The sequence below is a fragment of the Bradyrhizobium sp. LLZ17 genome (genome assembly GCF_041200145.1).
In the GTDB taxonomy this organism is placed as follows: Bacteria; Pseudomonadota; Alphaproteobacteria; order Rhizobiales; family Xanthobacteraceae; genus Bradyrhizobium.
Genome location: NZ_CP165734.1, coordinates 19,922 through 33,415 on the forward strand (window position 1 = coordinate 19,922; position 13,494 = coordinate 33,415).

The window sequence follows — 13,494 nt, forward strand, 5'->3', positions numbered from 1 at the left end:
GCGGATCGCGATGGAAGCCTTTGGCTTGTTGCTTCACGGTTTCGCGGTCCTGCTGACGTGGAAGACGCTCGCGCTGATGATGGTCGGGCTGGTGCTCGGCATCTTCGTCGGCGTGCTGCCGGGGCTGGGCGGCCCCAACGGGGTGGCGATCCTGCTGCCGCTGACCTTCACGATGGATCCGACCTCGGCGATCGTGATGCTGTCCTGCATCTATTGGGGCGCGCTGTTTGGCGGTGCCATCACCTCGATCCTGTTCAACATTCCCGGCGAAGCCTGGTCGGTTGCGACCACCTTTGACGGTTACCCGATGGCGCAGCAGGGCAGGGCGGCCGAGGCGCTGACGGCTGCCTTCACCTCCTCGTTCATCGGCTCGCTGGTCGCCGTGCTGCTGATCACCTTCCTGGCGCCGATGATCTCGTCCTTTGCGCTGAAGTTCGGCCCGCCCGAGTTCTTTGCCGTCTATCTCCTGACCTTCTGTTCCTTCGTCGGTCTCGGGCGTGAGGCGAAGCACAAGACGGTCATCTCGATGTCGCTGAGACTCCTGCTCGCGAGCGTCGGCATGGATACCGTGTCCGGTCAGCTGCGCATGACCTTCGGCTCGACCGAGCTGCTTCGCGGCATCAACTTCCTCGTTGCCGTCATCGGCCTGTTCGGCATCAGCGAGATCCTGCTGACGATGGAGGAGCGCCTGGCGCTGCGCGGCCACGCGGCGAGCATCTCGCTGCGGATCGTGCTGAATGTGTGGAAGGACCTGCCGAAATATTGGCTGACGCTGCTCCGCTCCTCCTTCATCGGCTGCTGGCTCGGCATCACCCCCGGCGGCGCCATCGCGGCGTCCTTCATGGGGTACAACCTCGCCAAGCGCTTCGCTAAGGATCCCGAGAGCTTTGGCAAGGGCCGCATCGAGGGCGTGTTCGCGCCGGAGACGGCGGCGCATGCCTCCGGCACCGCGGCGCTGCTGCCGATGCTGGCGCTCGGCATTCCCGGCTCCGGCACTGCCGCGATCCTGCTCGGCGGCCTGATGGTGTGGGGGCTCAATCCCGGACCGCTGCTGTTTGTCGAGCACAAGGATTTTGTCTGGGGCCTGATCGCCTCGATGTATCTCGGCAACGTCGTCGGTCTTGTGCTGGTGCTGACCACGGTGCCGATCTTCGCCTCGATCCTGCGCGTGCCGTTTGCCGCGGTGGCGCCGATGATCGTGGTGTCGTGCGCGATCGGCGCTTATGCGATCCAGAACGCGATGTTCGACATCTGGCTGATGCTGGGCTTTGGCGCCGTCGGCTACGTCTTCAAGAAGATCGGCATTCCCTTGGCGCCGTTTACCCTCGCTCTCGTGCTCGGCAGCCGCGCCGAGGATGCCTTCCGCCTGTCGATGATCGGCGCGGGTGGCGACCTCAAGGTGTTCTGGTCGAACGGCTTGGTCGGCTCGATCACGACGCTCGCGATCGTGCTGCTGTTCTGGCCGGTGATCGACCGCTTGCTGGGCCGCATCGCATGGCTGCGGCGGGCGAAGCCCGCGCCGGACTAGACCCCGGATAGATCTCTGCGGATCCTAAACCGTGGCGACGGTATTGTGGTGCTGGCGCGGGGAACCGAATGTTGCTGGCTGTTGCTGGTGCGTGACAGCCTTCCGGCCACCCTCAGCGTATGTTGGGCAGATATTCGGGGCTGGAGGGAATTTGATGAAACGGATTGTGATCGGAATGGCGGCGGCGATGACGCTGTTCGCAACGGGCGCGGTGGCTGCAGACTTGGCGGCAAGGCCGTACGTCAAGGCACCCGTCATGGTCGATCCGGGCTACAACTGGAGCGGCTTTTACGTTGGTGGCAATCTCGGCTACAGCTGGGGTCGTGAACGCGACGATGGCACGCTGACAGGCAGCCAGAGCGTACAAGTGTTTCGCACCGCCGGGCCCACTCCGGTCGGACCTCCGGTCGTGACGGCGCTGGCCGCGACTCCGATCTGGGGCCGCTCGAACGTCAATGGCATCCTCGGCGGCGGCCAATTCGGCTACAATTGGCAGCAGAGCAATTGGCTGTTCGGTCTCGAGGCCGACCTCCAGGCCGCGGACGAGAAGTCGACCGGCAATATCTGCGCGGCGGTCGGCTGTCCGGCCGGTTCAGCGCTGTTTCCGGCCGACTACAAGCTTGACTGGTTCGGCACCGTGCGCGGTCGCGTTGGCTGGCTCGCCACGCCGCGCATGCTGCTTTATGCGACGGGAGGCTTGGCCTATGGACATCTCGCCGCGAGTGCCCCCGCGGTTGGCATCGGCTGGGGTGGTACGAAAGCCGGCTGGACGGTAGGCGCCGGTGGCGAATACGCGATCGACCACAATTGGTCGGTGAAGGTCGAATATCTGTATGTGGATCTCGGCTCCTTCAACGGCGCTGCGGCCAGTGCGACCACCGTCGCGAATGCACTCAGCACGCCCGGCGTCGGTTTCAACACCGTGACCACGACAACGACAACGGCAAACTTCGGCACGCGCTTCACCGACAATATTGTTCGCGTCGGTGTGAACTATCGCTTTTCGGGACCGGTCGTCGCCAAGTACTGAGGCAAGGCCCGGGGGCCTCGCTCCGCACTCGTGGCAAAGCCCGGCAAGCGCCGGGCTTTGTCATGTCAGGACACGCGTCGGTCCGTTGCGAGTGGGCCTATATTACTTTGGCGTCTTTGAGCCGCGCAATCTCGTCCGCGCCGAAGCCGAACTCGCTCGGCACTCCTCCGTCTGCATGCCGAATTCTGGCGGGCGCGCCACCATCTCGCTTGGCGTGCGCGACAACGTGACGGGCTGGCCGACCAGGCGAATGCGACGGTCCTCGTCGTTCGGCACGTCCTGCGCAATGCCGAGATAACCGGAGCCAGGCTTTGGCCATCCCGACTGGGCGTTTGGCCCTTTGGGAAGGTTTAGGGGTGGTCAGCTATACCGCGTACTCGACGGCCACGCCGTCACAGATCGTTCTCATCAAGCCAAGCCTGCTCGGTCGCGAAGACCTTCATGTCCTCGCCCATCGCAAATCCAGACCGTCATTGATCCCTCTTCAGCTTGCGCCGACCCCAATGCACAGCGGCGGGTCAACTGGCCGTAAGGGTAAAACCTGTTCGACGCTGCTCCGCCGCGGCGGAAACGAGCAATTTCATGGGTGGGATCAAGAACAGCGGCCCGAACGCCAGCCCGCTGAAGTTGGCAAGTGCGGCGGCCAGCAGGGGCAGCAGCAGCACCAGTGCCGCCCCGGCTTCGAACCAGCGAGCGTCGATTTTTGAGTGCTGCTGGGCGTTCTTGAGCCACACCGCCACGAATGCGCCGATGACGAGGTCGTAGTCCTGAAGATAGGGCGTGGCGAGACAGGTCCCGACCACGACCATGGCGTTGCGAATATGCGGAGGATCGTTGCGGAGCCAACTCCAACCAACGAGTAGCGCAGCAGCGATCCCAACGGCCATCTGGAGCTCGTAGGACAATTCAACCCCGCCTCCCAGGCGCCGGACAAATACGAACACCGAAACCATGCGGTGCCAGACCCCGGAACCATCCTCGAGGATGACTGCGCGCAGCACCGAGAGATTGTGCTGATATTCGACCCAAACGGCAGGACCAAAGACCACGACGCTAGCCGCGATCAGCAGGAGGGCGGTGGCGCCGGCAGCACCGGTGACGCGCCAGCGTCGGCCCGCGATCATCGCAACAGGCAGCATCATTGCGAGGTGCGGTTTGTAGACGAGCAGCCCAAACAGAATTCCCGCCACAACCGGCCGGCGGTCAACCAGCAGCAGCCCCCCTCCCAGAAGCGCCGCCGTCAATGCCCCGTTTTGTCCGGTCGCCGCGTTGATAAATACCGCTGGCGCCGCGAGCGACAGCAGCAACGCCTTGTCACCGGCAGCGAGCTTCAGTGCACGATAGAAGCCGTACCAGGTCGACACGAGCCAAACCACGTTCGCCAGCACATAGGGAAGAACCGCGAGCGGTACAGTCAGCAGAAGAAGAACTGGCGGGTAGGAGTAGTGAAGGAAATCGATCTGAGGCCCGACCACGGAGCTTTCGAACTCATGAAAGGCGACGAAGTTGTAAACCTCGGCCGCCCGGCCATGCAGTGCGAGATATGCCCCCGACCAATAATTGATGAAGTCGCCGCCGAAAGGGGTGCGAATGCCATCGGTCAGGCCGACGCGCATTCGACCAAACAGACCAACTACATAGGCAATCGCCGCGACCACGATCCAGCATTGTGCGACAAGCCTCAGCCGCTCCGGATTGAGAAACTCGATGGCGGAGGCCTGCGACCGCGGGCCCAGAGGTCCTGCCGGCTCATCCACAGATGTCATGGGTTTCCCTGGCCGCTCACAAATTCGGATCGAACATGTAGCAAGGCCGTTAGAACCTCGTTAACAATCCACAATCTTCGGGGAACGATCGAGCGTGCAGGTCATCCTACTGCAAGAAAGGCCCTGGATCGCTCCAGGGCCCCGCGCCGAAGCCGAACTCGTTCAGCACCTCTCGTTAGGGCCGGCGGGCGTCATCACGCCAATTCGAGCGTGGCTTTGAAGTAGGCGATCGTCTCCTTTAGGCCGTCCTCAAGGGCGACCTTCGGCTCCCAATCCAAAACTGCCTTTGCGTTGCTTAGGTCGGGCTGGCGCTGCCGCGGATCGTCCTGCGGCAGCGGCTTGAATACCAGTTTGGAACGTGAGCCCGTGAGCTCGATGACCTTCTCGGCCAGTTCGCGGATCGTGAACTCGGAATTGTTGCCGAGGTTGATCGGGCCGGTGACATCTTCCGCGGATACCATCAGTCGCATGATGGCCTCGACGAGATCGTCGACATAGCAGAACGAGCGGGTCTGGCCGCCGTCGCCGAACACGGTGATCGGCTCGCCCTTGAGCGCCTGGACGATGAAGGACGACACCACACGGCCGTCCTCGGGCTGCATGCGCGGCCCGTAGGTGTTGAAGATGCGCGCGACTTTGATCGGGAGCCCGTGCTGGCGCCAATAGTCGAAGAACAGCGTCTCGGCGCAGCGCTTGCCCTCGTCGTAGCAGGAGCGGATGCCGATCGGATTGACGTTGCCCCAGTAATCCTCGGTCTGGGGATGAATCAGTGGATCGCCATAGACCTCGCTGGTCGAGGCCTGAAAGATGCGCGCCTTGAGCCGCTTGGCGAGGCCAAGCATGTTGATGGCGCCGTGCACGGAGGTCTTCGTGGTTTGCACGGGGTCGCGCTGGTAGTGGATCGGCGAGGCCGGGCAGGCCAGGTTGAAGATCGCGTCGACCTCGACGTAGAGCGGGAAGGTGATGTCGTGCCTGACCGCCTCGAACAGCGGGTTCGCGATCAGATGGGCGATGTTGCGCCGGCTGCCCGTGAAATAATTGTCTGCGGAGACTACCTCGGCCCCCGTCGCGAGCAGCCGCTCGCAGAGGTGGGATCCGATGAAGCCGGCGCCCCCTGTGACCAGGATGCGGCTGGTGCTGTAGCTGTCAAACGGCATAATCGGTTCCAGTGGGCTCGGAGAGGACCGGCAGAGTGGTGCCTGCCCAGGGGGCGGTAGCGCCAAACTCGGAAATAGGAGGTGAATGGCGATCAAGTGTTACAGGGCCAACTCCAATTGGGATGGAGCCCAAGGCTGTTCAGCTATTATCCCCTGGTTCTTCCGTGCCTTGCTCCGCAACTACTTCCGACCGCCAGGATCTATGTCACAGGTGAAAACCTGGCGCCAGCCACGCAGTGTCACAAGAGCAGAGATCAGCCAAGGTTGTAAATGTGCCACTTTTGTGCGCAATTGCTCGCGTCCATTTTGCAACGACCTTGTTGCTGAGCCAAGTCAGAGTTTCGGAAAAATGCGAGTAGAGCGCCTTCATCTGCTGCTTTTGGGAGGTATGTTCAAGCTGCTGGACCAATGGAAAGTCCGGCGGATGCCCCTTGCTTGTCCAAAGTGTCTGAAGCCCTCCTCTCAGCGCGCCTTCGCGCGAGGACGGTGGCTCGTGAGTGAAAAGAAACTGGGCTGCGACCGTTGCGGTGTTGCCAGTGACATTGCGGGATGGCGTCTCGCGGCGGACTATCAGGACCATGGTGATAAATTCCCGATATCTTAGCCAAACTGACGAGCGATATGGGTCTATCGCTTCGGCGGAGGCGCTACTTACTGGGAGCTAGAACGTCTGGTCGATAATACGGCGAGCGCGCGCGGATCTGGTTGGGCGCATTCCTTGTGGTTTCGCGCTGAGGCATTGTTGAGCTCGGCGCAAAGATCTGCGTGACCGTGACCGTGACTGCAGCGCCTTTCAATGCCAGTCCGTGTAACTCAGCCGGTCAGGCGTCGATATTCTTTCCCTTAGGCCACTGCGAACAACGCCAGAGCAAAGCTGGTTCTGGACCGATTGTATCGATAAGCACTTCGACATCTATCATTGGACGCTAGACTGGCTAGCCCAAGTGCTCTGAAGATTGAAGGAATCGTCGTGGAGAACGGCAGCGAAACCGCAGCGAATAGCAGCGACAATATCATTCTGCTACACGGCTCGAAAGAAGCGGGATGTCGCGCGTTTCTGACCAAGCCGCACGATTTGGCAGGTGTGCTGGACAAAAGAAACTTGCTTCGATCGTCCCTCAAGGGCGCGCATAGGAGCTGGCGCCCACGATGCGGTAAACCTAGTCGAATTGTGAGGCTGCCTCAAATCACTCGGGCGTCTCGCAGCATCGCAATCTCGTCCGCGCCAAAGTCGAATTCCTTCAGTACCTCGTCCGTCTGCTCGCCGAACTCCGGCGGCCGCGCCGCCATCCGACTCGGAGTCCGCGACAGCGTGACGGGCTGTCCGACCAGGCGAATGCGGCGGTCCTCCTCGTTCGGCACGTCCTGTGCAATGCCGACATGCTTGACCTGCGGGTCCTCGAACATCTGGTCGATGGCGTAGATCGGCCCGCAGGGCACGCCGGCATCGTTGAGCTCCCTGACCCAGGTCTCGGTGGACTTCGTCAGGGTGCGCTTCTCGATCTCGGCGTTGAGCGCGTCGCGGTTCTTGGAGCGGGCTGGCGCCGTCGCATAGTCGGGATGGCTGTAGAGCTCGGGTGCGCCGATCGCCTGCGCGCAGCGCTCCCAGATCCGGCCGCCTGTGGTGGCGATGTTGATGTAGCCGTCCGAGGTCTTGAACACGCCGGTCGGGATGCTGGTCGGGTGGTTGTTGCCGGCCTGCTTGGCGACCTCCTTCTCCATCAGCCAGCGCGCCGCCTGGAAGTCGAGCATGAAGATCTGCGCTTGCAGCAGCGAGGTCTGCACCCACTGGCCTTTACCCGAGACCTCCCGCTCGAGCAGCGCGGTGAGGATGCCGATCGCGCAGAACAGGCCCGCGGTGAGGTCGGCGACGGGAATGCCGACCCGCATCGGGCCTTCGCCCGGCGCGCCGGTGATTGACATCAGCCCGCCCATGCCCTGCGCGATCTGATCGAACCCGGGCCGCTTGTGATAGGGGCCGTCCTGGCCGAAGCCGGAGATGCTGCCATAGACGATGCGCGGGTTGATCTTGGCGAGACTGTCATAGTCGATGCCGAGCTTCTTCTTCACGTCAGGCCGGAAGTTCTCGACCACGACATCGGCCTTGGCGGCGAGGCGCTTGAAGACCGCAAGCCCGCGCTCGTCCTTCAGGTTCAGCGTGATCGCCCGCTTGTTGCGGTGTAAATTCTGGAAGTCGGCCCCGTGCCGCGGGCCGCCCGGCTGCTCGCCGCCGGCATCCTCGGTGAGCGCGTCGATCTTGATGACGTTGGCGCCCCAATCGGCGAACTGCCGCACGCAAGTGGGACCCGACCGGACGCGGGTCAGATCGAGCACGGTGAAGCGGGAGAGGGCCTGTGAGGCATGCGGCACTGGCATTCGGAGACTCCAGGAGGGCGGGGCTACTGCAATCTTTTGATCGGGCAAATTCAGCGCAAGTTCAATGGCCCTTGATGGCGAGGCTGACCGGGGAGCAGGAACGATGGTTCCGCACGCACCGGCAACGGCCCGGTAGTTGCCCGGATCGGCGAGCATTTTATGATTGATAAAGGGTTTGCGCCACCGGGCGCATTTGTTGGTTCCATCGAAACTGGAATTTAACGCCGCCAAGTCAATCCTTTTGGCTTGAGTCATGATATTTCCGGCGTCGAGCGTGGCGAGTCGTTTTTGGCCGGGCTTTCGCAAAGTCCGAGGGCCGCGACCGAAGTCGAGGTGAGAGAATGACAAGGGCATCTACCCAGGACGAACTCCTTTCCGACGATCCCTTCTACACGGTTGTCGGCGGCGACATTCAGGGAAGCTATTTCCCGGACACCGCGGGAGCCACTCCGAGTTCGACCACCACGACCGGCTCAGTCATGTCGGTCACCTCCGGTGGGATCACGATCAACTTGATCCTCGACGCCGCGGCGCAAGCTGCGCCGGCAAGCTTCAAGAACGGCCTGCAGCAGGCCGTCGCGATCCTGGCTGCCAACATCAGCGACAAGATCACCGTCAACATCAACATCGATTACAGCGGCATCGGCGGCGGCGCCGCGGCTGGCCCTGATAACGGCCTATATGAAACATACGCGTGGACCCGCTCGGAGCTGGCCACCAATGCGAGCGCCGGCGACACCACGTTCAACAGCCTGCCTACCGGCTCCACGATCCAGGGGCAGTCGAATGTTGCGGTGTGGAATGCACAGCTGAAGCTGTGGGGTGTGATTGGTGCCAACGACACCACGACGGACGACGCCAGCGCGAATTTCTCCACCGACATCAATCCCAATCTGCTGGTTGGCGTCGCGCTGCACGAACTGACCCATGCGATGGGCCGCGTGCCATATGGTTCGGCGCCGGACGTCTTTGACCTCTTCCGCTTTACGAGTCAAAACGTTCACCTGTTCCAGGGCGCCGCGACCGCGCCGGCGGCCTACTTCTCCCTCGACAACGGTGCGACCAAGATCGCGGATTACGGCCAGACATCCGATCCCAGCGACTTCCTCAACAGCGGCGTGCAGGGGCCGAACGACCCGTTCAATGAATACTACACGAGCAGCACAATTCAAGGATTGACGTCGGTCGACCTAAAGCAGCTTGATGTCCTTGGATTCCACCTAGCAGTCAATTCGCCTGTCACGATTGAGTCGTATGGGTCCACCTCCCTGGTGCAGGCCGGCACCAACTATTTTATGAATCCAACGACGGGCGGTGCTGGGCCATCGCTGAAGTATGGCGGCGTATCAATAGTCCCTGGTCAGTTCTCGCCGATGGTGCCCATTGCTGCGGAGCAGGTCGGAAGCGGTTACGATCTCGCCTGGAAGGCATCGGGTGTCGATCAGTACATGGTCTGGAGCGTTGATAGCAATGGCAACTTGGTCGCTAATCTAACCGGCACCATATCTGGCTCTAGCTACTCGCTGACTTCGCTTGAGGCTACCTTCCATCAAGATCTAAATGGTGATGGTGTGATCAGCGCTCCCGATCGGGAAGTCACTGTCTACGATACGCAAAACAACCAGAGTTGGTCGTATGAGATCTTAGGTTATGACGCCCAGAACCGGCTCAATCATCTGACTGCAAAGAACGATGATGGAACAACAACCTTGACCGACTACAATCCATCCCATCTTGAGAACTTCCAGTGGGCGGTGTCGCAGTACAACGCTGCCGCCCAATCGACCTCAGTTTCTATCTACCCGAACGATCCGAATCATTCACTCCTGGTCACGAGTTACGATCCTCAGCATCTTCAAAGTTGGAAAGACGCAATCTCCGGCTACAATGCCTCAGGGCAATTGGCGTACGTGACCGTCGAAAAATATGATGGAACCTCAGCATACACGGTCTACGATCATACCGGCAGTGGCATTGACTATACTGTGTACGACTACGCCGCAAACGGACACCTCACAAGCACTCACATCTATCACCATGATGGCACCATCGTATCTGCTTAGCGTTGAGTGGCTCGGTCGAGTAACTTCGCTAAGCGATTAGTAGCAGGCGCTTGCCAGGGATTTGCCGACCAGCGTTGCTGCTTCAGTGTAACCATGCGCTGTAGGCCGCAGGCGCGCTGGTCTATCCAGTTAGCGGTTAGATCTCGTCGGACTCTTCGATCTTCGGCTTCATCATCGCAGCGAGCGCTCGGCGGCGTTTTTCGATGATGCTGGGCGTGTCCTTGTGGATTGCGATCAGCTCTTTGAGATTCTCGATCCCGTCATCGGTGAACGCCATCACCCCGTCTTCACCGACGCCGACGACCCATAGCTGGCCATCCTCGGTGTCCATTTCTTCGGCGACCTCGAACAGCCATTCCTCGTCTTCACCGAGTATCTCAGCGACATGGCTGAGAGTGAACACGTGGCTGACTTTGTTGACGTGCCCCATCAAGCCGCCTGCGCCGCAAGGCCTTGCTGTTGCGCAGTCTTCCAGTTCCAGGGCAGCAGCTCATCGAGCCTGTGGGCGGGGTGGGTGGCGATGCGAGCGAGTACATCGGCGAGCCAGGCCTGAGGGTCAATTGCGTTCATCTTGGCAGAGACGATGAGGCTATACATGGCGGCGGCTCGGCGCCCTCCGCGGTCGGATCCACAGAATAACCACGACTTTCTGCCCAATGCGATGCCGCGCAGCGCTCTTTCGGCGGCATTGTTCGAGAGGCAGACGCGGCCATCGTCGAGGAAGCGCGTGAAGGAGGCCCAGCGCTTGAACATATAGTTCATGGCCTTGGCCAGATCGTGACCGCGGGAGAGCTTCGCGCACTGCTCGCGCATATAGGCTTCCAGATCGGCGACGAGCGGCGCGCTCTGCGCCTGGCGAACAGCCTTTCGTTGGTCGGCGTTTTGGCCATTGATAGAGCGCTCGATCTCGAACAGAGCGTCGATGCGGCGCACGATCTCCATGGCAACGGGCGAGATGACGATCTCCTTCTTTCCGGCCGCTTTGCGCCGCGCGTTCTCCTCAAGATCCGCCATGGCGAAGAACGGGCGTCGGGCATGGACCCAACAGGCCGCTTCCCTGATCAGCCCAGCACTTCGCGCGGGCTCGTAGAGCTTGATGTATCCGCCGAAGGCGTCGGCCTGGAGGATCCCGGTGTAGTTGGCCAGATGCGCCTGCGGATGCTCACCACTTCGATCGCGCGAGTAATAAAACATCGCCGCCGGCGGATCTGAGCCGCCGAAGGGGCGGTCGTCCTTCACATAGACCCAGCATCGAGCGACATCGCACTTGCCCAAGGCCAGCACGGGCACGGTGGTGTCGTCGCCATGGAGGCGTTCGGCTGCCATGACGTGGGCTTCCAAGAGCCGCGACAGCGGCTCCAACACCGTGCAGCACGCCCCTACGGCGTCTGCCATGGTCGACAGCGCGATTGGCACGCCTTCCAGAGCGTAGCGCTCGGCCTGACGGTTCAAGGGCTGATGCTGACCGAACTTCTCGAACACGATCATGGCCAAGAGGCTTGGGCCGGCCCACCCCCTGGCGATGGCGTGGAACGGCGCCGGTGGCTGGCTGATCTTCTCGCAGTCACGGCAGGAGAACTTCTCCCGCACCGTCTCGATCACCTTCCACTGGCGCGGCACCACTTCCAGCGTCCGCGTCACGTCCTCGCCGAGCTTGCGCAGACGGTTGCTGCCGCAGCATTCACAAGCTGTCGGCGGATCAATCACCACCCGCTCGCGTGGCAGATGCTCGGGGAAGGTCTGACGCTCGGGGCGCTTGCGCGTAAATCCGCGCACTGTCGTCGTCTTGGCCACGGCTCGTTCTGCCGCAAGCTCGTCCTCGGTGGCATCGGCCTCCAGCTCTTCGAATGTCAGCGCCAACTGCTCGATCAGGCGCGAAGAACGCTCCGACCGCTGTCCGTAGATCTGTTGCTTTAGCTTGGCGATCTGCAGCTTCTGCTGGGCAATCAGCGCCTCGTCTTCCGACGCTTTCGCGCGGGCGACCGCGAGTTCAGCGGCGATCTCCAAACCCTTCGCGCGCTCGACAGTCAGCGCCTCCTTCAGGGCGGCAATGTCATCCGGAGCAGCGTCGCGATTAGCATTCATGCGACGCAGTGAATCACAGATTGGACGCGATGTGACTCCCCAAAATGCAAAAAAAGGCTGCAGATTATTCTGCTCAGCCTGCGCTCTGCGGCCGCCAGCTTAGTTGGGGATTCCTCCAGTCGATGCCCTCAAGCATGTAAGCCATTTGCGCCGCTGAGATCGATATCGCGCCGGCCGATGCCGAGGGCCAGATGAACTTTCCGCGGTCTAGGCGCTTGGCGTAGAGCGACAGGCCCAACCCGTCATGCCAGAGAATCTTGACCAGATCACCGCGGCGGCCACGGAAGATGTAGAGATCGCCAGCGTGGGGATCGCGCTTCAGGCTCTCCTGAACTGTTAGAGCAAGGCTTCGCATGCCACGACGCATATCGGTATGGCCAGTGGCGATCCAAACCCTGACGCCGCTCGGAATCGGGATCATCGTCGCCGCAGGAGTTCAAGAACTCGCTGCAGCGCCTCAACGTCCACGTCGCGGTCAACGCGAACGCGACAGCCGCCAAGCTCGATCTCGATGATTCCAGTCCTTGCACGCTGCGCAGGCGGTGAAGACGGTGGTTGTGGCACGCCGTTCGAGATCGGAGCCGCCACGGGTATGATCTCGACGGGAACAAGAGCAGGCGCGGCATCTCCGCCCAGTCGACCCTGGCGCGCTTGTCGACGCCACGTAAACAGCAGGCTATGAGCCACCCCGTGCCGGCGCGCGACGCCGCAGACCGTCTCGCCAGCATGCAAGGTCTCTTCGACCAGGCGAACCTTCTCGTCGTAACTCCATCGCCGCCGACGCTCGGCGCCCAGCACATTGACCTGCATTCGCCACGTGACCTTAAAGCTAGACCTAAGGTCAAATCCTCGGCCCGCCTCTCAAACTACGCAAGGCGGCCGCCGCCGGAGGAATACGCTTCAGTGGCTCGCGATAAGCTAGCATCATAAGGGTATCGGTCAGTCGTGGTCCGGTATAAGGGTCTAAATCCTCGGACGTTATTTGTTGTCCGGCACGAGCGTCGGGATGACCGTCGGCACCCTGGTCCGATCGCCTGAGCCGCGGGGGGCGCACTGTCGTCCCGGGAGAGCCGAAGAGCGACGTGCTGGACTGGTTCTTTGGAGATGTTGCGCGCGTTCACGGGCGCGCAGCAATGGCCTTGGCGAGAACCGCAGCTGAAGACACGGCTGTGTCAACCTTAAGTTCCGCAACGGCGCTGCGTATCGAGGCCGCCACGGCTGCCCGTCAACCGATCTCGAGGGTTCTAGTCGATCCCGAGAGAGAAGGGGCTCAAATCAGGCATTGGAAGTCGTGAACGAGCTCCCTTTAGATGCTAAGGTGATGGAAAGTTTCCGTCAACCCGCGGACAGTCTATGGCTTCGGTCATTATCAGCACGTCATGGACTTGCCTGGTTAATCAACGCGCGGCCCTGGTAGACCGTCCCGAAGGTCGAAAGAATCTTGAGCTAATCTCGGCGCTTTGCGAGTCGATTGATACAGGAGAGGATG

11 protein-coding genes and 1 pseudogene are annotated in these 13,494 nt (G+C 61.4%); 3 read left to right on the top strand and 9 right to left on the bottom strand.

Annotated features, from left to right (window positions below):
- Nucleotides 1–10: 10 nt before the first annotated feature.
- Together AB8Z38_RS00100 and AB8Z38_RS00105 are read left to right on the top strand one after the other, a co-directional pair.
- The gene (locus AB8Z38_RS00100; protein WP_369722489.1) at nt 11–1,528 is read left to right on the top strand and encodes a tripartite tricarboxylate transporter permease; all 1,518 of its coding nucleotides are present in this window, start codon (nt 11–13) and stop codon (nt 1,526–1,528) included.
- Nucleotides 1,529–1,682: 154 nt separating this feature from the next.
- Complete coding sequence (locus tag AB8Z38_RS00105) at nt 1,683–2,558, top strand: outer membrane protein (RefSeq protein WP_369722490.1); 876 nt, start codon at nt 1,683–1,685, stop codon at nt 2,556–2,558.
- A gap of 97 nt (nt 2,559–2,655) precedes the next feature.
- On the opposite strand, the pseudogene AB8Z38_RS00110 reads toward AB8Z38_RS00105, so the two are convergent.
- The 5 genes and pseudogenes from AB8Z38_RS00110 to AB8Z38_RS00130 form a co-directional block, all read right to left on the bottom strand.
- Nucleotides 2,656–2,855 (bottom strand): annotated as a pseudogene (locus tag AB8Z38_RS00110) (CoA transferase); the annotation flags it as partial.
- A gap of 221 nt (nt 2,856–3,076) precedes the next feature.
- Nucleotides 3,077–4,324, bottom strand: a complete 1,248-nt coding sequence (locus AB8Z38_RS00115; protein ID WP_369722491.1) for a glycosyltransferase family 87 protein — start codon at nt 4,322–4,324, stop codon at nt 3,077–3,079.
- A 194-nt stretch (nt 4,325–4,518) separates the two neighbouring features.
- Nucleotides 4,519–5,481 (bottom strand): UDP-glucuronic acid decarboxylase family protein, encoded by a 963-nt coding sequence (locus AB8Z38_RS00120; RefSeq protein ID WP_369722492.1) that lies wholly within the window; start codon nt 5,479–5,481, stop codon nt 4,519–4,521.
- Nucleotides 5,482–5,686: 205 nt separating this feature from the next.
- The gene (locus tag AB8Z38_RS00125; protein ID WP_369722493.1) at nt 5,687–6,061 is read right to left on the bottom strand and encodes a hypothetical protein; all 375 of its coding nucleotides are present in this window, start codon (nt 6,059–6,061) and stop codon (nt 5,687–5,689) included.
- Nucleotides 6,062–6,663: 602 nt separating this feature from the next.
- On the bottom strand, nt 6,664–7,857 hold the full coding sequence (locus AB8Z38_RS00130) for a CaiB/BaiF CoA transferase family protein (RefSeq protein ID WP_369722494.1): 1,194 nt from the start codon (nt 7,855–7,857) through the stop codon (nt 6,664–6,666).
- Nucleotides 7,858–8,198: 341 nt separating this feature from the next.
- On the opposite strand from AB8Z38_RS00130, the gene AB8Z38_RS00135 reads away from it, so the two are divergent.
- Nucleotides 8,199–9,920 carry an NF038122 family metalloprotease gene (locus AB8Z38_RS00135; protein ID WP_369722495.1) on the top strand — a complete coding sequence of 574 codons (1,722 nt, stop codon included), beginning with the start codon at nt 8,199–8,201 and terminating at the stop codon, nt 9,918–9,920.
- Nucleotides 9,921–10,056: 136 nt separating this feature from the next.
- On the opposite strand, the gene AB8Z38_RS00140 is transcribed toward AB8Z38_RS00135, so the two are convergent.
- From AB8Z38_RS00140 to AB8Z38_RS00155, 4 genes are all read right to left on the bottom strand, one after another.
- Nucleotides 10,057–10,350 (bottom strand): hypothetical protein, encoded by a 294-nt coding sequence (locus AB8Z38_RS00140; RefSeq protein ID WP_369722496.1) that lies wholly within the window; start codon nt 10,348–10,350, stop codon nt 10,057–10,059.
- The gene (locus AB8Z38_RS00145; RefSeq protein WP_369722497.1) at nt 10,350–12,005 is read right to left on the bottom strand and encodes an IS66 family transposase; all 1,656 of its coding nucleotides are present in this window, start codon (nt 12,003–12,005) and stop codon (nt 10,350–10,352) included. The genes AB8Z38_RS00140 and AB8Z38_RS00145 overlap by 1 nt, the downstream gene beginning before the upstream one ends.
- A 73-nt stretch (nt 12,006–12,078) precedes the next feature.
- Nucleotides 12,079–12,426 (bottom strand): IS66 family insertion sequence element accessory protein TnpB, encoded by a 348-nt coding sequence (gene tnpB, locus AB8Z38_RS00150; RefSeq protein ID WP_148756538.1) that lies wholly within the window; start codon nt 12,424–12,426, stop codon nt 12,079–12,081.
- Complete coding sequence (locus AB8Z38_RS00155) at nt 12,423–12,815, bottom strand: transposase (RefSeq protein ID WP_369722498.1); 393 nt, start codon at nt 12,813–12,815, stop codon at nt 12,423–12,425. The genes tnpB and AB8Z38_RS00155 overlap by 4 nt, the downstream gene beginning before the upstream one ends.
- Between the last annotated feature and the right edge of the window lie 679 nt (nt 12,816–13,494).